21 protein-coding genes and 1 tRNA gene are annotated in these 21,090 nt (G+C 64.4%); 8 read left to right on the forward strand and 14 right to left on the reverse strand.

The window, feature by feature from the left end:
• Window positions 1–55 precede the first annotated feature (55 nt).
• On the forward strand, window positions 56–1,138 hold the full coding sequence (locus ACTF4R_RS14740) for an SAM-dependent methyltransferase (RefSeq protein WP_440008646.1): 1,083 nt from the start codon (window positions 56–58) through the stop codon (window positions 1,136–1,138).
• A 444-nt stretch (window positions 1,139–1,582) separates the two neighbouring features.
• Window positions 1,583–2,824, forward strand: a complete 1,242-nt coding sequence (locus tag ACTF4R_RS14745; protein WP_440008647.1) for an MFS transporter — start codon at window positions 1,583–1,585, stop codon at window positions 2,822–2,824.
• Between the two features lie 7 nt (window positions 2,825–2,831).
• Here ACTF4R_RS14745 and ACTF4R_RS14750 read toward each other — a convergent pair whose 3' ends face one another.
• The 7 genes from ACTF4R_RS14750 to ACTF4R_RS14780 all read right to left on the reverse strand — a co-directional run bounded on the left by ACTF4R_RS14750 (window position 2,832) and on the right by ACTF4R_RS14780 (window position 9,185).
• Window positions 2,832–3,017: a hypothetical protein gene (locus ACTF4R_RS14750; protein ID WP_440008648.1), complete on the reverse strand. Its 186-nt coding sequence runs from the start codon at window positions 3,015–3,017 to the stop codon at window positions 2,832–2,834.
• A 274-nt stretch (window positions 3,018–3,291) separates the two neighbouring features.
• A complete protein-coding gene (locus tag ACTF4R_RS14755) occupies window positions 3,292–3,783 on the reverse strand; it encodes a hypothetical protein (protein ID WP_440008649.1) in 492 nt (163 codons plus the stop codon).
• The gene (locus ACTF4R_RS14760; protein ID WP_440008651.1) at window positions 3,776–4,768 is read right to left on the reverse strand and encodes an ABC transporter ATP-binding protein; all 993 of its coding nucleotides are present in this window, start codon (window positions 4,766–4,768) and stop codon (window positions 3,776–3,778) included. Before ACTF4R_RS14760 ends, ACTF4R_RS14755 begins: the two co-directional genes overlap by 8 nt.
• Complete coding sequence (locus ACTF4R_RS14765) at window positions 4,765–5,829, reverse strand: ABC transporter ATP-binding protein (RefSeq protein WP_440008652.1); 1,065 nt, start codon at window positions 5,827–5,829, stop codon at window positions 4,765–4,767. The genes ACTF4R_RS14760 and ACTF4R_RS14765 overlap by 4 nt, the downstream gene beginning before the upstream one ends.
• Window positions 5,826–6,782, reverse strand: coding sequence for a nickel transporter permease (gene nikC / locus ACTF4R_RS14770; protein ID WP_440008654.1), 957 nt, complete (start codon window positions 6,780–6,782; stop codon window positions 5,826–5,828). Before nikC ends, ACTF4R_RS14765 begins: the two co-directional genes overlap by 4 nt.
• The gene (gene nikB / locus ACTF4R_RS14775) at window positions 6,779–7,726 is read right to left on the reverse strand and encodes a nickel ABC transporter permease (RefSeq protein ID WP_440008655.1); all 948 of its coding nucleotides are present in this window, start codon (window positions 7,724–7,726) and stop codon (window positions 6,779–6,781) included. Before nikB ends, nikC begins: the two co-directional genes overlap by 4 nt.
• A 22-nt stretch (window positions 7,727–7,748) precedes the next feature.
• Window positions 7,749–9,185, reverse strand: a complete 1,437-nt coding sequence (locus tag ACTF4R_RS14780) for an ABC transporter substrate-binding protein (protein ID WP_440008656.1) — start codon at window positions 9,183–9,185, stop codon at window positions 7,749–7,751.
• 703 nt (window positions 9,186–9,888) lie between these two features.
• Here ACTF4R_RS14780 and ACTF4R_RS14785 point away from each other — a divergent pair.
• Window positions 9,889–10,233 carry a HesB/IscA family protein gene (locus ACTF4R_RS14785; RefSeq protein WP_440008657.1) on the forward strand — a complete coding sequence of 115 codons (345 nt, stop codon included), beginning with the start codon at window positions 9,889–9,891 and terminating at the stop codon, window positions 10,231–10,233.
• 301 nt (window positions 10,234–10,534) lie between these two features.
• A complete protein-coding gene (locus ACTF4R_RS14790) occupies window positions 10,535–10,732 on the forward strand; it encodes a heavy-metal-associated domain-containing protein (protein WP_440008658.1) in 198 nt (65 codons plus the stop codon).
• Between the two features lie 496 nt (window positions 10,733–11,228).
• On the opposite strand, the gene ACTF4R_RS14795 is transcribed toward ACTF4R_RS14790, so the two are convergent.
• The 3 genes from ACTF4R_RS14795 to ACTF4R_RS14805 all read right to left on the reverse strand — a co-directional run bounded on the left by ACTF4R_RS14795 (window position 11,229) and on the right by ACTF4R_RS14805 (window position 13,814).
• A tRNA-Glu gene (locus tag ACTF4R_RS14795) sits at window positions 11,229–11,303 on the reverse strand.
• 132 nt (window positions 11,304–11,435) lie between these two features.
• Window positions 11,436–12,608, reverse strand: a complete 1,173-nt coding sequence (locus ACTF4R_RS14800) for a helix-turn-helix transcriptional regulator (RefSeq protein WP_440008659.1) — start codon at window positions 12,606–12,608, stop codon at window positions 11,436–11,438.
• A 51-nt stretch (window positions 12,609–12,659) separates the two neighbouring features.
• Complete coding sequence (locus ACTF4R_RS14805) at window positions 12,660–13,814, reverse strand: metal-dependent hydrolase family protein (RefSeq protein ID WP_440008660.1); 1,155 nt, start codon at window positions 13,812–13,814, stop codon at window positions 12,660–12,662.
• Between the two features lie 100 nt (window positions 13,815–13,914).
• Between ACTF4R_RS14805 and ACTF4R_RS14810 the strand changes: the two genes are divergently transcribed.
• The 3 genes from ACTF4R_RS14810 to ACTF4R_RS14820 all read left to right on the forward strand — a co-directional run bounded on the left by ACTF4R_RS14810 (window position 13,915) and on the right by ACTF4R_RS14820 (window position 17,282).
• Window positions 13,915–15,105, forward strand: a complete 1,191-nt coding sequence (locus ACTF4R_RS14810) for a cystathionine gamma-synthase (RefSeq protein ID WP_440008661.1) — start codon at window positions 13,915–13,917, stop codon at window positions 15,103–15,105.
• A gap of 67 nt (window positions 15,106–15,172) precedes the next feature.
• Entirely contained in the window at window positions 15,173–15,802 is a 630-nt protein-coding gene (locus tag ACTF4R_RS14815; RefSeq protein ID WP_440008662.1) for a VOC family protein, read from the forward strand.
• A gap of 43 nt (window positions 15,803–15,845) precedes the next feature.
• Window positions 15,846–17,282: a hypothetical protein gene (locus tag ACTF4R_RS14820; protein ID WP_440008663.1), complete on the forward strand. Its 1,437-nt coding sequence runs from the start codon at window positions 15,846–15,848 to the stop codon at window positions 17,280–17,282.
• A 9-nt stretch (window positions 17,283–17,291) separates the two neighbouring features.
• On the opposite strand, the gene ACTF4R_RS14825 is transcribed toward ACTF4R_RS14820, so the two are convergent.
• The 3 genes from ACTF4R_RS14825 to ACTF4R_RS14835 all read right to left on the reverse strand — a co-directional run bounded on the left by ACTF4R_RS14825 (window position 17,292) and on the right by ACTF4R_RS14835 (window position 18,229).
• Entirely contained in the window at window positions 17,292–17,558 is a 267-nt protein-coding gene (locus ACTF4R_RS14825; RefSeq protein WP_113277355.1) for an elongation factor 1-beta, read from the reverse strand.
• A gap of 2 nt (window positions 17,559–17,560) precedes the next feature.
• Window positions 17,561–17,737, reverse strand: coding sequence for an HVO_2753 family zinc finger protein (locus ACTF4R_RS14830; RefSeq protein ID WP_113277356.1), 177 nt, complete (start codon window positions 17,735–17,737; stop codon window positions 17,561–17,563).
• A gap of 99 nt (window positions 17,738–17,836) precedes the next feature.
• Window positions 17,837–18,229: an OsmC family protein gene (locus tag ACTF4R_RS14835; protein ID WP_440008664.1), complete on the reverse strand. Its 393-nt coding sequence runs from the start codon at window positions 18,227–18,229 to the stop codon at window positions 17,837–17,839.
• A 171-nt stretch (window positions 18,230–18,400) separates the two neighbouring features.
• On the opposite strand from ACTF4R_RS14835, the gene nreA reads away from it, so the two are divergent.
• Window positions 18,401–19,711, forward strand: a complete 1,311-nt coding sequence (gene nreA, locus ACTF4R_RS14840; protein ID WP_440008665.1) for a DNA repair protein NreA — start codon at window positions 18,401–18,403, stop codon at window positions 19,709–19,711.
• A gap of 24 nt (window positions 19,712–19,735) precedes the next feature.
• Here the strand turns inward: nreA and ACTF4R_RS14845 are convergent, their stop codons facing one another.
• Window positions 19,736–20,977: a tripartite tricarboxylate transporter permease gene (locus ACTF4R_RS14845; protein ID WP_440008666.1), complete on the reverse strand. Its 1,242-nt coding sequence runs from the start codon at window positions 20,975–20,977 to the stop codon at window positions 19,736–19,738.
• Window positions 20,978–21,090: the final 113 nt, after the last annotated feature.

The raw sequence follows: 21,090 nt of genomic DNA on the forward strand, positions 1-21,090 counted from the left end.
GACACGGACGAAGAACTCCGAAGTGAACACCTGAAACCCGTGTAGCAACAGAACCATGACAACTGACACCCGAGCGGAAGCAGACCCGATCGACGAAGAGAAACTGACCGAACTCGTGGAAACGTCGCTCGTCGACCTCGGCGCGACGGTCCACGCCGCGCTGGCCGTCATCGGCGACGAACTCGATCTCTATGCGGTACTAGACGACGCCGGGCCGCTCACATCCGTCGAACTGGCCGAGAAAACGGATACCTCGGAACGCTACGTTCGAGAGTGGCTGCGCTCGCAGGCCGCCGGCGGGTACGTGAACTACGATCCCGAACCCGACCGCTACGATCTCTCACCCGAGCAGGCGTACGTTTTAGCCGACAGGGAAAGCCCGGTGTTCATGCCGGGTGCGTTCCAGCTGGTCGCATCGGCGTCCAAGATCGAACCCGAACTCCGCGAGGCGTTTCGAACGGGTGAGGGCATCGGTTGGCACGAACACGACGAGGACGTGTTTCACGGTACTGAACGCTTCTTCGGACCGTCCTACGGGGCCTACCTGCTCGAATGGATCGCTGCACTCGACGGGATAGATGCCGCGCTGAAAGCCGGCGGTCGAATCGCGGACGTGGGCTGTGGGCACGGCGCACCGACGATCCGCATGGCCGAAGCGTACCTCAATTCGAAGGTCGTCGGTATCGACTACCACGAAGCATCGATTGCGGTGGCGCGCGAGCGAGCGGAAACGGCGGGCGTCGCCGACCGCGTCGACTTCGAGGTGGCGACCGCGAGGGAGTACAACGGAACCGACTACGACCTAGTAACCATGTTCAACTGCTTCCACGATATGGGTGATCCCGTCGGTGTGGCGGCCCACGTCCACGAGACGCTCACCGACGACGGGGCGTGGATGATCGTCGAACCCTATGCCGAGGACCGGGTCGAAGACAACCTCTCCCCGTTTGGCCGCCTCGCGTACTCGATCTCGACAGTAGCCTGTACACCGAATTCGCTCAGTCAGGACGTCGGCTACGGTCTCGGTGCACAAGCGGGAGAGGAACGAACCCATGAGGTCGTCACTGAGGGTGGATTTACCCGCTTTCGCCGCGCAGCAGAGACGTCGACCAGTCTGGTCTTCGAAGCGAAGCCATAGTTCGAATCCGAATACGTCCCGGCAGCACTCTTCGAAAAGACGAACAGAACGATGAAAGTGAACGAAGGAATCCCTGCAACTGTCCGACGAATCGAACCGGAGACGGAGTACGAGGATACGGTGTTCGACCAGACAGTTATCGTTGGCCTTCCCAATGGCTCTTCACCGCGCTTCGTATTTCTCGGACGTCGGTCCGGGCGCGACATTACCGACGAGCATGACACCACACGTGTCTTTGCCCTGTAACCGACAGTAGTACTCGTAAATCCCTTCCTGGTCGAATAAGGTGAGCAGGGTCTGTCGTCGAACTGTGGCTTGTCGGCATATCTATCTTCAACGGAGTCAATCGCAGAGAAATGCTCCTCGTCCGTCGTTTCGATATTACGATTCCAGTGTGCGATAATAACGGAATTCAATTGTCGGTGTCCATCAACACGTCTCTCTATGGGCAGTCTCTCTTTCCGACACTGGCCTACGTCGGCTTCCGGAAACGTTCTTAAATACTACCTGTACAAGTCGACGAAGGCAGTCGAGTTCTACCGACCGATTATGTACCTCTTCTTTCTTGCACAGGGACTCGACTTCACCCAGATTGCAATTCTGGAAGCAATCTATAATCTGACGACGGTGTTCGGCGAGATTCCGACGGGCTACATCGGCGACCGCATCGGTCGGCGAGACAGTCTGCTCGTCGGCACGGTACTCATCGCAGCGACCCTCGTCGGAATCGGCCTTGCAAATTCGTTTCACACGCTGGCCATCCTCTATGTCTTCTGGTCGACAGGTTACAATTTCCGGTCGGGAAGTGAGGACGCGTGGCTGTACGATACACTCACGGACGAACTCTCAGAGAGCGAATTTGCCCGCGTTCGAGGACGTGGGGAATCGGCCTCACTGGCGGTCGGCGCTATTGCAGCGGTCGTCGGTGGGTATCTCGGCAGTCTCGACCTCTCACTGCCGTGGTTCGTTGCTGCCGTAGTCACAGGAGTTGGGGCACTCGTTCTCCTCACACTCGACGAACCGGACACTTACGAAAGGGCGGACACCGAGGAACTCGGTCTCGAACGGACACTCGGCATCGTCAAGGAAGCACTCTCGCGACGGAATATTCGAGCACTCATCCTCTATTACTACGTTTTGTACGCTGCAGTGACGTACCTCGTCTTCGTGTTTCTCCAGCCGATATTCGAGACGGTCGTCGTTGATTTGGGCGTCTCTCCTGGACAGGTCGAGTCGCTCCTCGGGTGGTTCTATGCGGCGTACAGTCTCTTCGGCGCGGTTTTGAGTTACTACACCGGTACAATTAGGGAAACCATTGGAATCCGGATGTGGTTTCTAGTCCTGCCGTTCGTCGTCGGGACGGCGCTAATCGGGATGTATTTTGTACCGATTCTTGCATTACCGACGTTTCTGGTTGCTCGAGGATTGGCTGACGTAACGCGGTCGTTTGCCGGGCAGTACGTCAATGACCGCATCGGAACGGTCGGTCGAGCGACAGTGTTGAGTGCGATGGCGATGGTTAGCGGCGTGACTGTGGTTCCATTCCAGCTGGGGAGCGGTGTTATCTCGGACCTCGTATCGCCGCTTTTTGCATTGGCCGTTGCAGGAACCGTCCTCATCGTTGGGTCAGGGGCGATTCTCTTCTGGGAAGTCCCGATATCTGACCGAGTTTCAGAGGCTCGGTAGCCGCCACCTACGGTGAGTATCCCCGAGGCGGTTGACCGTGCGTTTGTTCGTTGACCGACGCCCACGTGCGCCGGATTCCGGTCGTTGACGACGAATCGTCGGCATCATCGCGTTCGACGACCTCGTTCTCCACCTCGCCGGGGAGTGTACGCACGTCTCGGCGCAACTCGATAGCCTCGCCGAGGTCGTCCACGCCGAATCACCACCGAACTGAGGCCCGACAGGAGGAACTCATGGCCGCACGTTCGTATCGAACGTCGTCAAGGCCCTGCGAATCGGCCTCGGATCCCTCTGGACCGCGAGTTGGGCCATCGTCGTGGGGCTGCTCATCACGAACTGGGTGCAGATCTACGTCTCGAAACCCCGGATGGCGCGTGTCCCTGGCGACGAAGATTCAGTGACGCCGAAACCGGCGTCGGGCCACTCGAGGCCGACTGGCCAGCCGGCTGCTCAAGCCCGCCGCGAGGTCAGTCTGGATTCTCCGGGTCGTCGATCCAGTTGTAACAGCGGTAGTGATCGCGGTCCTGCGTGAGCATCGAAAGCGGGACGAAGCCCCGGTCGCCACGGGAGCCGACCACGTCGCTTGCATCGTCGCCGACGAGCATAGCCTTCGCGGAGAGCCGGAACGTCACTTCCAAATCCCCCCGGTCGTCGTCATCCGGGTCGAACGTGACGTCCACGCGCTGGGGCCCGACGCCGAACGTGACGAAACCCTCCGGGGCGGCCACGCCGAGGTCGTGGCTCGCGAGCGCGCCTGCGAGGTCTTCGGCTATCTCGGCCATCTCGTCGTGATCGGTGGACGTCGAAAGATCGAACGCGCCGTCCTCGGCGATCTCGCCGTCATCGAACGTCAGCGTCGGGTAGTTGAGGTCGCTTTCAGGGAGCGAGTGACCTGGGTCGTCGCCCTCCGGGATGTCATCGTCTCCTGGGGCCGACGCGTCGCCGGCGTCGTCACTCACTCGCGTAGACCTCCTCCGCGAAGTGACACCGCGACTCGCCGTCGTCGACCTCGTGGCCGTCCGGGACCTCCCGGGTGCAGCGCTCTTCGGCTGCCGGACAGCGCGTGTGGAACACGCATCCTGACGGCGGGTTCACCGGGCTCGGTGGGTCCTCCTGGAGCACGATGCGGTCGTTCTGTCCCCCGGGCGTGATTTCGGGGATTGCCGAGAGCAGCGACTCGGTGTAGGGGTGACTCGGGTTCTCGAAGAGCTGTTCGGTTGGTGCGACCTCCATGATTTTCCCGAGATACATTACGGCGACGCGGTCCGCGATGTGTTCGACGACGTTGAGGTCGTGCGCGATGAACAGGTAGGTCAGATCGAGTTCATCCTGCAGCTTCATGAGGAGGTTCAGGATCTTCGCCTGGACGCTCACGTCGAGCGCGGACACCGGTTCGTCGAGCACGAGTAGCTTCGGGTCGAGCGCGACGGCCCGCGCGATGGCGACGCGCTGGGCCTGGCCGCCGGACAGTTCGTTGGGGTAGCGGCTGCCGAAGTTCGACTGGAGGTCCACGATGTCCATTAGCTCGTCGACGCGTTCCTCGCGGCGCTCGCGACTCCACCCCGCGGCGTGCATCGGTTCCTTGATGGCTTTCCGGACGGTCACGCGCGGGTCGAGGCTCCCTTTCGGATTCTGGAAGACCATGCCGATGTCGGCTAGGGTGTCCTGCGTGCGGCTGGTCGCCGTCTCGAGCGATTCGCCTTCGAACCGGACGTCGCCCGCCGTCGGTTCGTGGAGGCCCGTGACGAGATTCGCGAGTGTCGACTTGCCGCTGCCGGACTCCCCTACCAGCGCGAGCGTCTCGCCCTTGTCGATGGATAACGAGACGTCCTGAACGGCCTTCAGGTACCCTCGCGTGCCGAGCACGCCGGAGAGGAAGGAGTCGTCGGTCGGGAACTCCTTCGAGAGGCCGTCGATCTCGAGCAATGTGCGGTCTACGCTCACGACGCATCCCCCCTTTCGACGCCCGCGTCACCCTCGATGGCGTCGAGATGACAGCAGGCCACGGAGTGATCGTCACCGCAGTCGATGTGATCGATGTCGTGGCCCACGCAGGCGTCGGTCGCGTGCGGGCACCGTGGTGCGAACATGCAGCCCGGTTCGGGGTCGAGCAGGTTCGGCACCTGGCCGTCGATGATACGCAGCGGCTCCTTCCGAGGCGTGTTCTGTGGCATGCATTCCAGCAAGGCGCGCGTGTACGGGTGCTGTGGGTCGGTGAGCACCTGCTCGGTGCTGCCGGCCTCCATGATTTCGCCGCCGTACATCACGAGAACCTTGTCGCAGATTTCGGCGATGACGCCGAAGTCGTGTGAGATGAGCACGATCGACATTCCAAGGTTCTCGTTGAGTTCCTTGAGGCGGTCGAGGATGGCCGCCTGGATGGTGACGTCCAGCGCCGTCGTCGGCTCGTCGGCGATGAGCAGGTCGGGTTCTCGGGCCAGCGCGATGGCGAGCATCGCACGCTGGCGCATCCCCCCGGAGAACTCGTGGGGGTAGTCGTCGATGCGCTCGCCGGGGTACGGGATGCCCACCTGCTCCATCAGCTCAGTGACACGCTCGCGGCGCTCGGCGCGCTCCGAGCGGTCGCTGAACAGCGGCACGTGGAGGTAGTCGAGCAGCCGCTGGTCGGCCTGGTCGTCGTGGACTTTCAGCGACTCCTCGATCTGTTCGCCCACGGGGAACACGGGGTTCAGCGTCTCCATCGGGTCCTGAAACACCATCGCCATGCCGTCGCCGCGAATCCGCTGGATGGTGCGGTCGTCGGCTTCGGTCATCTCAGTGCCCTTGAATCGGATGGAGCCGTTAGTGATGTGGCCAGGGTCCTCAAGTCGGACGAGCGAGAGCGCGCTGACGGACTTGCCGCTGCCGGACTCCCCGACGATGCCGACGATTTCGCCTTCTTCGACGGTGAACGACACGCCGTCGACGGCGTGGACGGTTCCCTCGCGCGTGTCGAATTTCGTCTGTAGATCCGCGACGTTGAGGAGCGGGTCCGTGTCCGTCATAGACCCTTCCCCTCCACGTTACCGAGGTCGCGGGGGTCTAGCACGTCGCGGAGCCCGTCACCCAGGAGGTTGAATCCGAGTACGAGTATCATGATCGCGAGACCGGGGAAGTTCACGATCCACCACGCGGACGTGACGTAGTCCCGACCGCTGGCGAGCATCGTTCCCCATTCCGGCGTCGGCGGTTGCGCTCCGAGTCCGAGGAACGACAGGCCCGCTGTCCCCAGGATGACGTAGGCGAGGTCCATCGTCGCAAGCACGATGACCGGTGTGACGACGTTCGGGAGGACGTGGCGTACGAGCAGGCGTGGTTTGGACACGCCCATCAGTTGTGCCGCCTTGACGTACTCGTTCTCCTTTACGGATAGCGTCTCGCCTCGGATGACGCGTGCGTACTGGGTCCAGCCGACGACGGCGAGCGCGATCATGATGTTGTTCAGGTTCGGGCCGAGGATGCCAGCGACCACGAGCGCGAGCAGGAGCCCCGGGAAGGCGAGCAGGATGTCGACGATGCGCATCAGTGCTTCGTCAACCCAGCCGCCGACGTAGCCCGCGACGACGCCGACCGTCGTCCCGATCGCGAGGGTCACGGTGACGACGGTGATGGCGATGCGGAGCGAGATCCGGGCCCCGTAGAGGATTCGACTGAAGATGTCGCGCCCGAGTTGGTCGGTCCCCATCGGGTGTTTGAGTGACGGGGCCGCGAGTCGGTTGAACAGGTTCTGTTCGGTCGGCGAGTACGGTGCGAGCGAGAACGGCTGCACAGGCACGCCCATGATTTTGATCGGAGCCGCGAACACCGCGGCGAAGACCACCAGCGAGACGAAGAACAACCCGACGAGGTTCAGCCGGTGTGAGAGGAACTGCTGGGTCTTCCGGGAGTTCTTGAACGACCGCACCATCCCGGGAATTCTACGCGGACTCCACCGCCAGCCGTTTTCTACGTTGCTCATTGGGTATCACCTTCGAAGGAGATACGGGGGTCGACGAACCGGTACGCGATGTCGACAGCGAAGTTCGTCAGCACGAATATCGTGCCGATGACCAGCACCAGCCCTTGCACGACCGGATAATCCCGGCTGAAGATGGAGTCGATGAGGAGATTGCCGAGCCCAGGGCGCTGGAAGACGATTTCGATGACGACGGCACCGTTGAGCACGTAGCCAAACTGGAGGCCAACGATGGTGATGACGGGGATGAGTGCGTTGCGGAGCGCGTGCTTGTACACGACGATGCGTTCGCGCAAGCCCTTCGAGTGCGCCGTCTGGATGTATTCCTTGTCGAGGACTTCCAGCATCGACGACCGCATGAGTCTGGTGATGATGGCGGCCATCCCCGTCCCGAGCGTGATCGCCGGGAGGACCAAGTGGCTCAAGCCGCCGACACCGGCCACGGGGAACATGTCGAGGCGGACCGAGAAAACGATAATGAGCAGGTACCCGAGCCAGAAGTTCGGCATCGAGATACCCAGTAGTGCGCCGAACTGACTGAAGTAGTCGGGGAACTGGCCCTGGTGGACGGCGCTGATGATGCCGGCTGGAATCGAGATGACGAGCGCTACTGCCATGCCAGCGAAGGCGAGTTCGAGCGTCGGTATCGCCCTGTCTAGTATCATCGTGCTCACTTTCGTCTCCTGGAAGTACGATTGCCGGAGGTCGCCGTGTAGCACGTCGGCCACCCAGTTCACGTACTGGACGGGAACCGGCTTGTCGAGCCCGCGTGCTTCCCGGAACTGTTCCACTGCCTCCTGGGAGGGTGTTCGGCCCCCCATCTGCTTGCGGAGAATCGTCTCTGCGGGGTCGCCTGGCGTGACGAACATCAGGCCAAACGTGACGACCGACACCCCGAACAGGACGAGCAACATCGTTGCGGATCGACGAATGAGGAATTGTAACATGAAGAATGGAAGCCAGCGGGAGTTACTGTTTCACGTGCTTGGTGCCGGGCCAGCGCACCATCTCGTTGATGGGGCGAAGGTCGAGACCCTTCACGTCGGTGCGGGAGCCGACGACGTACTGCTGGTAGGTCAACGGTACCACGCAGGCCTCGTCTTTCATGATGATCTGCAGCGCTTTCTCGTACTTCTGTTCTTTCTCTGATTTATCACCCGTCTGGAAGCCATCGGAGATGAGCGTGTCGACTTTCCCACCGGGGTTGTACAGTCCGGTGCCGTTCTGTTTGTAGAGCCGCTCGTTGACGTCGCCCTTCGAGTGGAACGTCTCGTAGATGAGGTAGTCGGCGGCGCCACTGTTGGAACTGGAACTCTCTAGCACCAGGTGGCCGTCGCCCGCCCGGACCGCGTCAGCGAACGCCGCCTCCTCCCTCTGTGAAATCTTGACGTTGACCCCGATCTCGTCGTACCATCCCTGGAGTGCGGTCGCGATTGTTCGGCCACTGGTTGTCCCGTTGCTGACAAGGAACGTCAGTTCCTGACCATTGTAGGCGGACTTCTTGACGAGCTGTTTTGCCTTCCTGACATTCCGGTCGTACGTCGGTAGCTTCTCGTGGGCGGACCAGTAGATGGACTTCGCGATGGGTCCACGTGCAGGGAGGCCGACGCCGTTGAGGATGGACTTGACGAGCTTCGCCTGGGAGGTCCCGTAGTTGAGCGCCTTCCGGAGTTTGGGGTCGCTCGTCGGCTCCTTGTAGTTGTGGAGGCCGACGTACATCGCGCCGGGGGACGTCTGCTTGCTGACCTTCGTGCTATTGTTGTTGGACAGCGACTTGATTTTCGAGGTCGGTGGTGAGTATGCGACGTCGACGTTGTGGTTTTCGAGGGCGAGCGCGCGCGTCGTCGGGTCGGTGATAGCCCGGTACGTGAGTGACTTAATATTCGGCGCGCCCTTCCAGTAGTCCTCGAACGCCTTGGTCTCGACGCGCTGTCCCTTCTTTCGGTCCGTGACTTTGAACGGCCCCGTCCCGATGACTTCCTTGTTCTCGCGACTCCGTTCGGGGTGCTGGATGGCGACCATGTTGTGCGCGATGGTGCCGGGGAACGTCGGAAACACGTCCGTCGTGGTGAACTCGACGGTGCGGTCGTCGAGCACCTTGACGTTCTCTGGTTTGACGTGGAGCCACCCGGGCGCGTACGACCATTCGTTGAGCACGGTCTTGAACGACCAGGCGACGTGCTCGGCGGTGAGTGTGTCTCCATTGTGGAATTTCACGCCGTCGCGGATAGTGAATTCCCAAGTCTTCTCGCCAGTTGATGTCCAGTCGCTCGCGAGCCACGGGACGAGTTTCATGTCATCGCTGACCCAGATGAGGGGTTCTAGGACGTTAGTGTAGTACGGCATCACGCCGCCGTACACTGCCCAGACGCCAGCCGTGGGGTCGGTCGACAGTGCGACCGTCATCTCATCTTTCAGCTGGCTTTCACCGTAGGTCTTCGTTCCCGTACCATCGTTCGGTGACGTGTTCTCGTTAGAACTCCCGCCTGAACAGCCAGCAAGAGTAGCCGTCGTGCCGGCAGCCATGCCCGACAACAGCTGCCTGCGTGATAATCTCTCTCTCATTCTACTATCATGCTGAGAGTCCACATAAAACAATGTTTCTTAACCTTATGGAGGTGTTTTTATAAGTGACAAACCATACGTTTTATATGCTTACTATATTTCTTTATAATTATATCGGCCGCTACCCTGTTCAAGGCTGCCAGACGACCTCTGGCGCTCTTGAGCCAACCCCAACCAATACAATCACTGCGCCCACAGTAACGTAGCCGACCCCAACGACGGGCCTCCCGACCACCCCCCGCTTCGAAGCACACCAACCAGTGGACCTGGCGACACAGACGTTCGAATATAGAAGGGACTTACCCACGACGTGGCCGCACGGATGACCAACCCAGACAATCGTCACGACCGAGCCCTGCTTGGATAGTCGAGTGCATCGGGAGTGAGAGGTGCCTGCCAGTGTGCGCTGACACCACCATCACCTCCTGTGCCGATCTACCCAACAATGAACATCGTGGATGTTGCGACAGCAAAACTATGACCATCGTCCTGTCGCCGGAGCGGCACTACGCTTACTACACCCGAGCGAAAATGTCACGGACACATGCTCGAGGACGCCGACGCGGTTACGCTCACTCGCGACGCCGAAAAGCGCATCCACTCACTCCTGCAGGCCCAGGGATACGATACCGAATCCGCTGGGCTCCGCGTCTCCGTCGAGCGCGGCGGGTGTGCCGGACTCGCCTACCAGTTCGAACTGGCCGCGTCACCCGAACCCGAAGACGTCGTCTGCGAAGACGGCGACGTCGTGGTGTTCGTCGATGGCCCGAGCAAGCAGTACCTCCAGGGGACCGAAGTGACCGTCGAGGAGACTGCACACGGAACTGGGTTCTGTGTCGAGAACCCGAATGCCGACCAGCAGTGCGGTTGCGGACTGTCCTTCCAGTAAGCGGACGCGCGAACGACGATAAATCCACACCACAAGCCGTACAGCGACCGGAGTTCTGAAGGCCACAGACGATACCGGCCAACTCTCGCTGGTCCACTTGGTCATTCAGACTGATCGCCGTTCCCGACGCGGGCGCTGGCAGCAAACTCAACCAGGTCGGTGTCGTACCGGAGTCGAGACCTACGGCCTGACAATGTACAGGACTGGATACAGCTGCGTTCGATTCCAAAACTTTCCGGGGAGAGTATCTGTCTTTCGAAGGGAAAACCCACATAAAATAGGAGTTCTTTTCCTAGAGTGTATGACGACGACCATCACTGTCGAAGGAATGTCCTGTGGACACTGCGAACAGACTGTCGAAGACGCACTCCGCGACACGAACGGCGTAACCGACGCTACCGCCGACCACGAACGCGAAGAGGCCCGCGTCGAGGGTGACGCGGAGGTCACGGCACTCGTCGAAGCCGTCGAAGACGCTGGCTACGATGCCGAAGCCTAACGCGAAGTAGTTACCTCGTACTGGACGTATTTACGAATAATACAACATTTGGTCCTGTGTGGTACAAATATTTCAAATATCCATTGCTATGTGGCTTCTTCCGCACAATCTGGAGAGTGTGCTCAGCGTCAACAGTGGCTTCTAGTTCGATAAGGCGACAACAACCAGGCCTCACGAACCCAACAAACAACCGACCCAAACGAACCTCGGCTCCGCGCAATTGAACTAACGACGACTCGCGGGACGTCATAGTCGATGCGGGGAGTGATTGACTCAACGAAACGGCATCGACCAGCAGACCTGATTCGATCGCCTTCAGCGTGCGCCGGGTCGGATATTTCTGAGTGCCGAATCCGGCGAGTCTCCGTGCCGGACAACTGGCCGGAATCGCATGACTGCGTGACGATGCTGGAATCCGAGTTACGTGATTGCCCTGTGGCGACATGATGATTGTCCTGTGCCACAGCTCGAAACCGGAAGACGGCAGGAGGAGGAGTGCTCCGTCAGGGATTCGAACCCTGGTCCTTGCCGTGAGAGGGCAAGATGATTGGCCGGACTACACCAACGGAGCGTCCTTCGCACTTCCGGGTAGTTCCACTGAACGTTTAACAGTTGCGCTTCAGGGCCGCCCTGTCCCGGTTTGCCATATTAGTCGGGCGATATCTCTCCCCCGACCGAAGCGAGCGCGGGTGAAAAAGGAGGGTTATTCGTCGAGAGGTGACCCGGCAGCGTCGGGTTCGTGACCGTCGAGGCTGATGATGTTCTCCCGGCCGACCCGGAGCTTACTGATGTCGCCCTCGTCTTCCATCTCCGAGAGGAGCATGCTCACCTTGGACTTCGACCACCCCGTCTCCTCGACGATGTTCACCTGCTTCATCCGTCCCCCGTTGTCGTGCAGCAGCTTCTTCACCCGGGCCTCGTCGGTCAGGAGTTCCTCGTCGCTGACCGCGGGCTCTCCGCCGGTGCTACCACCGCTTTCGGGCTGGGTCGGGGGTGGACCGCCGGGGCCGGCGTCCGGTCCCTCGTCGTCGGTCGATAATCCGCCAAGCCCACCCTGTCGCCACGCGAACGCCGCGGCGAGACCGACGATGACGACGACCGCCGCGACGAACAGCATCATCGGCGAGTCTGACGTCGGTTCCTCGCCGTTCTGGCCGGGCGGGGTAGTCCCACTGCTGGTCGTGGTCGTCGTGGCCGAGACGTTCTGGTTCGGCGCTTTGAACTTCACGAGCGGGCGCTGGTCGTTGAACTTCTGCTCGCCGGACCAGGAGACGCTGTCGCTCTCTGCGAGCGTGTCGCCGGTCATGTTCCGCCCCTGGGCCGGTTTCGCAGAGGTGAACGTCATTCCTTTCTTGCCCGGTTCGACGACGAGCGTCTGGTTCTGCCCGAGATACAGTCCGTCCTGAAACACGTCGCCGATTGCGACGTGGCCGTTGTCGCCCATGTACGTGAACGAGGTCCACTTGAACGACATCTCGACGACGCCGAGATTCTTCTCCACTCCGACGCCCTCGAGTCTGGCGTTCTTCGAGAAGTTCTCGGCTCTCATCACGCGGCCAGTCTGGTTCGCTGCGTTCGAGGTGAGTCCGACCGCGTTCTCCTTGAAATTCGTGTACAGCGGAGTGCTGGAGCTGTTGAACTGCTTGGCGAACTGGCGGAACTGCTGTCGTTCACTGTCGTTCTCGAGCGTGCGCTCGTAGTGGAACGTCCACCGTGCGGAACTGTTGTCGTAGACGACGATCCGGAACTCCACGTTGTCGAACTCCTGGGAGGTCGTGATGGTCTGCTTCGTCGCCGTCGTCGATTGACTCCCGAATGCCGGAAGAGAGCCGGCGAGTAGCATGACGACGAGGCCGACAGCCAGGAGCCGTCTCATGTATATACTTGGTCCATGCCTGGATATAAAAGACCTTGTGACGTGGCTTTCTCACCGACAGATGGTCCCAGCTGCCAAGACCCGTGTTGTCGATTCCCACGCCGTCACGTCCTCGCGAGGATTCGAATCGAGGACGAGGAGGTCGGCGCGGTACCCTTCCTCGACCAGTCCCACGTCGTCCAGCCCCAGCAGGTCGGCAGCGTTGACCGTGGCCGCCTCCAGCGCGCTCTGCGGCGAGAGGCCGTACTCGACCATCAGCTGGAGTTCCTCGGGCGCGTCGGCGAGATGGTTGAACGGCGTGCCGGCGTCGGTGCCCATCGCCACGTCGACGCCCGCCTCCAGCGCGTGTTCGAACGCGTCCGCGAACGCGTCGCTCGCTGCCTCCGCCTTCTCGACGGCGAACTCGGGGATACCGCCCTCGGTACCCGCCTCGATGATACCGTCGAGTGCCTTCGCGGTCGGGACCCAGTACGTGCCTTCCTCGGCCATCAGTTCGGCCGCCTCGCGGTCCATGAACGTACCGTGTTCGACGCTGGAGATGCCGGCCCGGACGGCGTTCTTGATGCCCGCCGCGCCGTGGGCGTGCGCGGCGGTCGGCACGCGCTTCGCGTTGGCCGCGTCGACGAGCGCCGTCAGTTCCTCTTCGTCGAGTTCCGGCGCGCCGGTGAGCGCCCCCTCCGTCAGCACGCCCCCGGTCGCCATGCACTTCACCACGTCCGCACCGCGTTTGAGCTGTTCGCGGACCGCCTTCTTGACCTCCGCCGTCCCGTCCGCTTCCCGGCCGAACCAGTGGCCGTGTCCGCCGGTCATGACGACGTTTTCGCCACATGCGAGCACGCGCGGACCTTCCAGAACGCCCGCCTCGACCGCCCGTCCGGCGTCGAGCGCGAGCGTCGTCGGCGCGCCGAGGTCGCGGACAGTCGTCACGCCCGCGTCGAGCGCGTCCGCGAGGTTCGCTGCCGCGCGGTAGGCCAGCATCGTCTCGCTCTCGGCGTTGGTCTCGGCGGGGTCCGGCCGACCGTCCATCATCAGGTGGACGTGCGAGTCTATCAGTCCGGGCGCGACGTACCGGCCGCTGACGTCTATCTCCTCGTCGGCGTCGTCCGGCACGTCACCGACCGCCGCGATCTCGTCGCCGTCGACCGCCACGTCTGCCTCGCGGACGCCGTTCGCGTCCACGACCTCTGCACCGCGAAGTACGAGCATGTCCTTCCCCTCTGTGGCGGACAGCGTAAATCCCTGGGTTCCGGCAGGGGGGCGACCGCGAAGGACAAGAGTAACCTGCCGGGCCTCCGTCCAATCGGACATGACCGAGGAACGCGGAAACGACTCCGACGACGCCGAACCGTTCCGGTTCGAGACCCGGTCCATTCACGCCGGCCAGGAGCCGGACGAGGAGACGGGCGCGCTGATGACGCCCATCTACGCCAACTCGACGTACGTGCAGGACGGTCCGGGCGACCACCGGGGGTACGAGTACTCCCGCACGGGCAACCCGACCCGGACCGACCTGGAGGCGAACCTCGCCAGCCTCGAGGGCGGCGAGTTCGGGCGCGCGTTCTCCAGCGGGATGGGCTCCATCAACACGGTACTGAACCTGCTCGAATCGGGCGACCACGTCGTCGCCAGCGAGGACGTGTACGGGGGGACCCACCGGATCTTCACGCAGGTGTACGAGGACTACGACCTCGAGTTCTCCTTCGTGGACATGACCTCCCCCGACGAGGTCAGCGAGGCCGTCCGCGAGGAGACCGAACTGCTCTGGGTCGAGACGCCGACGAACCCCCTGTTGAACGTCGTCGACATCGCAGCTATGGCGGACCTCGCCGACGACGCCGACGCCATCTGCGCCGTGGACAACACCTTCGCCACGCCGTACCTCCAGCGCCCGCTCGACCTCGGCGCGGACGTCGTCTCCCACTCGCTGACGAAGTACCTCGGCGGCCACTCGGACGTGGTCGGCGGCGCGCTCGTCACCGACGACGCCGACCTCGACGAGCGGTTCGGCTTCTACCAGAACAGCGTCGGCGCGACGCCCGGTCCCCACGACTGCTTCCTCGTCCTCCGCGGGACGAAGACCCTGCCCGTCCGGATGGACCGCCACTGCGACAACGCCCGCGAGATAGCCCGCTGGCTCGACGGCCACGACCGCGTCGAGCGCGTCTACTACCCCGGACTCGAATCGCACCCCGACCACGACCTCGCAAGCGAGCAGATGGACGACTTCGGTGGGATGGTCAGCTTCGAACTCGACGCCTCGCTCGAAGAGACCGCCGACGTGGTGAGCGAGACGCGGGTGTTCACGCTCGCAGAGAGCCTCGGCGGCGTCGAGAGCCTCATCGAACAGCCCGCCACCATGACCCACGCCGCGATTCCGAAGGAAGAACGGGTCGCCGCCGGACTCCGCGACGGCCTGATTCGGGCGAGCGTCGGCATCGAGAACGTCGAGGACCTGAAGGCGGACCTGGAGCGGGCGTTCGACAGCGCGCTTCGATAGCCGTTCGCTCTCGGCGCGGGGTTCCGGGAGGAACAGGTCTAACAGTCCGCTCGCCGTACTCGGGATTATGACAGACGACCGCCGACCCGCCACCGAGTTCGACGTCACGGCAGACCGACCGGACAGCCCCGTCCAGGTCACGGGCACCGACCACATCACGCTGGTCGGCAGCAACGCCGAGGACACCGTCGCGTTCTACCGCGACCTGCTCGGGATGCCCCTCGTCCTCAGGCAACCGAACCTCGACGACCCGTCCCAGACGCACCTCTTCTTCGACACCGGCGACGGCCGCATCCTCACGTTCTTCGTGAGCGACGACCGGCAGTCGAACCCGAACCCGCAGCGCACCGGCGTCGGCGCGGTCCACCACCTCTCTTTCAGCGTCGACCCCGAGCGGTTCGTCGAGGTCCGCGAGGCGCTCGCGGACGCGGGACGAGGGTACAACGAGTTCGACCGGGGCATCTTCCACTCGCTGTACACCCGGGACCACAACGGTCTCGTCGTCGAACTGGCGACCGACAAGTTCGAGGTTCCCGACGACCGACGCGGCGAGGTGCTGGCGACCGCCCAGCGCCTCCGCGAGGAGGACGGCGCGGAATACGCCGAGGAGCGACACCTCGAAGCCGCCCTGGAGGAACTGGGAATCGAGACGACGCGCCACGAACTGCCGGACGCCGAGAGCGGCGTCGGGGAGTAGCGGTCCCGGCAAGCTATTTCATCCCCGCCGACCTGTTACAGGTATGAACGGTCGTCGGGGGCGACTCGTTCTGCTGGTCGCGCTGGTGCTGGTCAGCTGGGGGGCCGTCCCGCCGGGCGTCGCGACCGGAGCCTCCGGCGAAACGGCGAGCGTGGCGACTCCGGGGGCGGCGAACGTATCGACCGCGGGACCGGCGAACGCACAGACCGCGGGGACGACGGACATGGCGACCACCGGGGGAGCGACGGACGCGCCGACCGTCGGAGTCTCGACCGACGCCACGACGACCCGGACTGCGACCGAGTCGCGTCGACCCGGCGACGAGTCGGAGCGCACGACGGCGACCGACGTCGAGGTGACCGGCGGCACGCTGCCGGTCGACGCCGACCGCGTCTGGGAGCGCGTCGACGCCATGCACGGGACGAACGTCGTCCCGCCGGTCGTGTCCGTCGACGACTCGGACCCCAGTCCGACCGAGAAGATGCTGCCGCCGAAGTTCCTGCGGGTGCTCGGCGCGGAGCCGGCACGTCCCAATCCCCCGACGCCCGGCGTCAACGGGCGCGTCTCGCCGCGCGGCCGCGTCACGATGACGTTCGCCGACGCGCCACCGAAGGCGGTCGAACACGTCCTCGCTCACGAGTTCGCGCACGTCGTCCAGCAGTCGGCGGACGTTCTCGAACGCCTGCCGGACGGGAACTACCTGCTCGCCAAGAGCACGATAGAGGGCGGCGCGGAGTACGTCGAGGACGTCTACGCGCGGCGCTACCAGGACCACTCGTCGCTGGCGGCGACGCGCCGCGCGTACCGGAACGGGACCGCGTTCCAGAAGTGGGCCATCGCGCCGTACTACTTCGGCGCGCGGTACGTGCGCTCCCGGGTATCCTCGCCCCGGGAACTGTCGTCGGTGTACGCGAACCCGCCCACGACGACCGAGCAGGTGCTCCACGACTACCCGCCGGGAACGGAACCCGCGAAGTCGCTCTCCGTGACCGTGGGCGAGACCGGCGAGTGGCGAGCGCGCCCGCCCGGTCGGAAGGGCGAACTGTTCGTCCGGGTCGCGCTCACGACCGAACTGGACGAGACGCGCGCGGCCCGGGCCGCCGCCGGCTGGGGGAACGACGCGCTCGTCCAGTTCCGTCGGACGCCGCGGGGACGAGACTCCGGCTACGCCTGGGTGCTCCGGTGGGACGACCGCTCGAACGCCACCCAGTTTCGACGCGCCTTCGAGACGGTGCTCGACCGGCAGGCGACCCGGACGGACGCGGGGTGGCGGCGCGACGACACCGCCTACCGCGTCGAGCGCGTGAGCGACGAGACGGTGGCCGTGTTCGCCGGCCATCCCCAGTTCGTGGCGAACGTCGCCGCCGAAGGGAGCCGCGACGACGTCGGGATAACCGTCGGCTCGAACGAGCGACGGCCCGGCGACGCTCGCGGTGGCTCGGCGTTCGAGAACGACAGCGAGCGACGGCGGACGAAGTAAAAGCGCGGTCTATATGCGACCGACGTTCTCGACTTCGACGCTCTCGACGTCGTCGACGTTCGAGAACTGCTCCTCGACGGCTTCCGTCCCGCCGGTGTCGTCGGGGACGATGACGGTCGGCAGCAGGGCGACGAGACCGAACGCGACCTCGTCACGCTCGAAGCCGTTTATCTTGGCTCCCTCGGGGAGGGAGTTCTCGAGTCGCTCCTGGAGGTCGTCGAGGTCGACCTCGGGGCTCTCCGGCATGACCTTGATTTTGGCAGCTACTTTCCCCATCGTTACGGACCCATGAACCCACAGTCGGGGCACTCGTAGAGGTTGCTCTGTTTGCGACACTTCGCGCAGCGGTAGATGGTCTGCCCGCAGTCCGGACACTTGAACGACGCGGCGTTCGTGCCGGAGATGTTGATCCCGCACGAGACGCACTTGCGCCTCTGTTTCTGCGATTGACTCATACCCCAACGTTGCCCTGCGCGACTTTTATACGCTTCCCTTTCACCTCGGGGAACAGAAAGCGGCGAAGGAAGACGAATCGATGAGAACGACGGGGGCAGTCAGAACGCGCCGGTCTGGACGGAGGCGTCCGCGTGGAGACTGTCCTTGAGCGCGTCGTGGACCTTGCAGAGGTCGAACGCGCGGTCGACGACGCGCTCGGCGGTGTCGTCGTCCACGTCTGCCTCCCACTTGATGTCGAAGTCGACGGACTCCAGTTTGTCGTCGTCGTTGAGTTCGCCGTCGACGTCGATCTCGATCTTGCCGAGGTCGCCGGCGTCGCGCTGTTCGGCGCCGACGCGCAGGGCGGGGACGTAGCAGGAGCCGTACGCCGCCAGCAGCGTCTCGAGCGTGTCCGGCGCTTCCTCGCCCGTCGCGTCGACGGTGAGCGAGAAGTCGCGGACGTCGTTTTCTGCGTTCATTCCCTCGTCGGACGTGGTAGTGACTTGTGGCATTGCATTCGGGGCTGTCGTCGGCGACGCCCCTAAGTATTGTTCTTCCGGACGCTCTCGCCACTGAGAGCAACTGCATCGGCGGGGTGACAGGTCCCGTTCCGGGACGACGCCGACCCGCCGTCGCGGGGTGGGTCCGAACGTTCAAGCCCGTCGCGTTCCAACTTCCGTCGAATGCGGCTGGACGAGTACATCGACGGACTGCAGCAGGACGACGGCGAACGGCGGCGCCGGCTCGCCGAGGAGAAGTCCTACGAAATCCTCGACTACGTCGACGACTTCCAGGACCGCTTCGAGGAGGTGGCGCAGGGAGACACGCTGTTCGGCAGCACCTCCCCCTCCGTGTTCGTCGGGCGGTCGTCGTACCCGAACGTCTCGACCGGCATCCTCTCGCCGGTCGGGGCGGAAGAGAGCGCTTCGGAGTTCGCCACCAGCGGGGACTGGTACAGCCGCGGCCTCGACATCGACAACGTCCTCCAGTACCGGACCGGCCTGTTGAACTCCAATCGGTCCGCGCAGGTGAACGTCGAGGACACCTGGGACGGGTTCGTCGGCGTCCAGCGCGAGATAGCGATCGCCGACCGCCCCGTCGACGTGGAGATCGGTCTCTCCGAGTCGCTCGACCTCGACGTGGACGTGGACGACGTGGCGACCCCGACCGGCCCCTCCGCCCGCGCCGAGTCCGCCGCGCTCGCGGAGAACCCGCACGTCCCCCGGCCCGTGAAGAAGACGCTGGAGGACGACGACTGGCAGGCGCAGGGCGCGATGAACTACCTCTACCGCCGCGGATTCGACGTGTACGACATCAACACCATCCTCTCGGCGGGCGCGCTCGGCCAGGGCGAGAACCGCCGGCTGGTCCCGACGCGCTGGTCCATCACGGCCGTCGACGACACCGTCGGGCAGTATCTCCGGGGGCGCATCCGGGACGCCCCGAGCGTCGACGAGACGCAGGTCTGGGTGAACGAGTACATGGGCAACCGCTACTGGGTCGTGCTCTCGCCCGGCCAGTGGGAGTTCGAACTCGTCGAGATGAAAGCGCCGGGGAGCATCTGGAACCCGAACCCCGACGACGACCTCTGGATGGCGAGCGCCCACGAGGGGTACGAGGGCCGGACGGGGTACGTCGACGAGACGGCCGGCGCGTACTACGCCGCACGCCTCGGCGTCCTCGAACATCTCGCCGACGTCGGTCGGCAGGCGAAGGCGCTCGTCCTCCGGGAGGTCAGCGACGACTACTGGGCCCCTGTCGGCGTCTGGCAGGTCCGCGAGAGCGTCCGGAACGCCTTCGACGGCGTTCCCGGCGGCGCGTCGGACGCGGCACCGGAGAGTCGCGAGTCGCTGGCCGGCGAGTTCGGCGAGGCCGAGTCGTTCCACGACGCCGTCCGAACAATCGTCCCGCAGCTGCCCGTCTCGACGGCCGCCCTGCGCCGGAAGTCGAAGATGGTGTCCGGACTGCAGGTGCGGCTCTCGGACTTCGGATAGCCCGAAACCGCTCTCCTCCGCGGCTCACACCCCCAGCATCAGCGGGCCGAGGAGCACGCCCATCAGGTGGACGCGCCGACAGCCGACCCGGGTCGGTACCAGTCCGACGAGCGCGCTCCCGAAGAAGACGCCGACGCCGACGGCGCCCGCGAAGGCGAACGACACCGCGACCAGCAGCGCCAGCACGCCGACCGAGAGGTAGGTGTAGTCCAGCCGTCCCACGGTCCGCAGGTAGCGGTCGCCGAGCAGGAGGACGAGCGCGAACCCGGCGGCGCTGGCGATGCCGGCGCTGGCGAGCAGGAGGGGAAGCGCGACGGGCGCGTTCGCCTCCCGGAGCGCGACCATCACACCGGTCCGCGGGGAGCCGAGCGACGCGAGCGCGAACAGGGCGAACACGGTGTTGGCCGTGTTGACGCCGCTGGTCGCCACGACGAACCCCCGGGCCTCGGTGCGCCCCGGGACGGCTGCCAGCGCTATCACGGCCGCGACGGCGCTGGAGACGCCGGGGAGGTAGCCGACGACCGCCCCCGCGAACGCGCCCGCCAGCGCGGTGACCCCGACCGACCAGGGCGGCGCGGCGAGGGCGGGGTCGGCCTGTTCGGGGACGCCGGCACCGCCGACGGCCTCGACGAGCACGGGCGCACCGAACAGGCCGGCAAAGAGCGGCGCGAGCACGCCGTCCGCGGGCAGGGGCGCGGCCGGAGAGAGGTCCAGCGTCGCCCAGCCGAGCGCGGCGCTGACAGCGAACGCACCCAGTCCAGCGACGCGCCCGCGCCAGGTCGGCTCCGTGGCGACGAGGAAACACACGACCGCCCCGAGGACGACCGGCAGGTGTGCCCGGACCGTCGGATAGGCGGTCGTCATCGCCTTCGTCACCGGCACGGCGAGGGGGACGGCCAGGAGAACGGCGAGGCCGCTCCCGAGCGCCGAGAGCCGGACCGCCTCCCGGCCCCGCCCCTCGATGACGAGCCGGTGTCCGGGCAGCGCCGACGCGGCCATCGCCGGGTCGGGCACGCCGAGCGCGAGCGCGGGCACCACGTCGAGGAACGAGTGGACGACGCCGGCCGCTAAGATGGCCGCGCCGACGAGCCGCGGCGGACCGGGAATCGCGGGTGCGACAGACGCCAGCAGCAGCGCGAGGTTGTTGACGTGGAGGCCGGGCACCAGACCGCTGGTCGTCCCGAGCACGACGCCGCCGAGGACGAAGCCGAGCGCCGTCGCCGCGGCCGCCGGTGCGAGCACGACCTGGGTACCGAACGCCTCCATCGGGCGGGAGTGGTCCCGTCCTCCGGTTTAAACGTTCGCCGGGAGCGTCCTCCGCGACCCCCGGCGCGGGGCGGCAGCGACTTGCGTACGTTTAAGTGTTCGTCGGATAATCC

This window comes from Halomicrococcus pelagicus, assembly GCF_051917725.1.
Taxonomy (GTDB): Archaea; Halobacteriota; Halobacteria; order Halobacteriales; family Haladaptataceae; genus Halomicrococcus.

What these genes read in the sequence shown, in the direction of transcription:
- ACTF4R_RS14810 (WP_440008661.1), top strand. Translation starts at nt 13,915, where the DNA reads ATGACCGAGGAACGCGGAAACGACTCCGACGACGCCGAACCGTTCCGG.
- ACTF4R_RS14745 (WP_440008647.1), top strand. Translation starts at nt 1,583, where the DNA reads ATGGGCAGTCTCTCTTTCCGACACTGGCCTACGTCGGCTTCCGGAAAC.
- ACTF4R_RS14790 (WP_440008658.1), top strand. Translation starts at nt 10,535, where the DNA reads ATGACGACGACCATCACTGTCGAAGGAATGTCCTGTGGACACTGCGAA.
- ACTF4R_RS14800 (WP_440008659.1), bottom strand. Translation starts at nt 12,608, where the DNA reads ATGAGACGGCTCCTGGCTGTCGGCCTCGTCGTCATGCTACTCGCCGGC.
- ACTF4R_RS14765 (WP_440008652.1), bottom strand. Translation starts at nt 5,829, where the DNA reads ATGACGGACACGGACCCGCTCCTCAACGTCGCGGATCTACAGACGAAA.
- ACTF4R_RS14785 (WP_440008657.1), top strand. Translation starts at nt 9,889, where the DNA reads ATGCTCGAGGACGCCGACGCGGTTACGCTCACTCGCGACGCCGAAAAG.
- ACTF4R_RS14835 (WP_440008664.1), bottom strand. Translation starts at nt 18,229, where the DNA reads ATGCCACAAGTCACTACCACGTCCGACGAGGGAATGAACGCAGAAAAC.
- ACTF4R_RS14780 (WP_440008656.1), bottom strand. Translation starts at nt 9,185, where the DNA reads ATGACGGTCGCACTGTCGACCGACCCCACGGCTGGCGTCTGGGCAGTG.
- ACTF4R_RS14815 (WP_440008662.1), top strand. Translation starts at nt 15,173, where the DNA reads ATGACAGACGACCGCCGACCCGCCACCGAGTTCGACGTCACGGCAGAC.
- ACTF4R_RS14820 (WP_440008663.1), top strand. Translation starts at nt 15,846, where the DNA reads ATGAACGGTCGTCGGGGGCGACTCGTTCTGCTGGTCGCGCTGGTGCTG.
- ACTF4R_RS14825 (WP_113277355.1), bottom strand. Translation starts at nt 17,558, where the DNA reads ATGGGGAAAGTAGCTGCCAAAATCAAGGTCATGCCGGAGAGCCCCGAG.
- nikC (WP_440008654.1), bottom strand. Translation starts at nt 6,782, where the DNA reads ATGAGCAACGTAGAAAACGGCTGGCGGTGGAGTCCGCGTAGAATTCCC.
- ACTF4R_RS14740 (WP_440008646.1), top strand. Translation starts at nt 56, where the DNA reads ATGACAACTGACACCCGAGCGGAAGCAGACCCGATCGACGAAGAGAAA.
- ACTF4R_RS14845 (WP_440008666.1), bottom strand. Translation starts at nt 20,977, where the DNA reads ATGGAGGCGTTCGGTACCCAGGTCGTGCTCGCACCGGCGGCCGCGGCG.
- nikB (WP_440008655.1), bottom strand. Translation starts at nt 7,726, where the DNA reads ATGTTACAATTCCTCATTCGTCGATCCGCAACGATGTTGCTCGTCCTG.
- nreA (WP_440008665.1), top strand. Translation starts at nt 18,401, where the DNA reads ATGCGGCTGGACGAGTACATCGACGGACTGCAGCAGGACGACGGCGAA.
- ACTF4R_RS14830 (WP_113277356.1), bottom strand. Translation starts at nt 17,737, where the DNA reads ATGAGTCAATCGCAGAAACAGAGGCGCAAGTGCGTCTCGTGCGGGATC.
- ACTF4R_RS14805 (WP_440008660.1), bottom strand. Translation starts at nt 13,814, where the DNA reads ATGCTCGTACTTCGCGGTGCAGAGGTCGTGGACGCGAACGGCGTCCGC.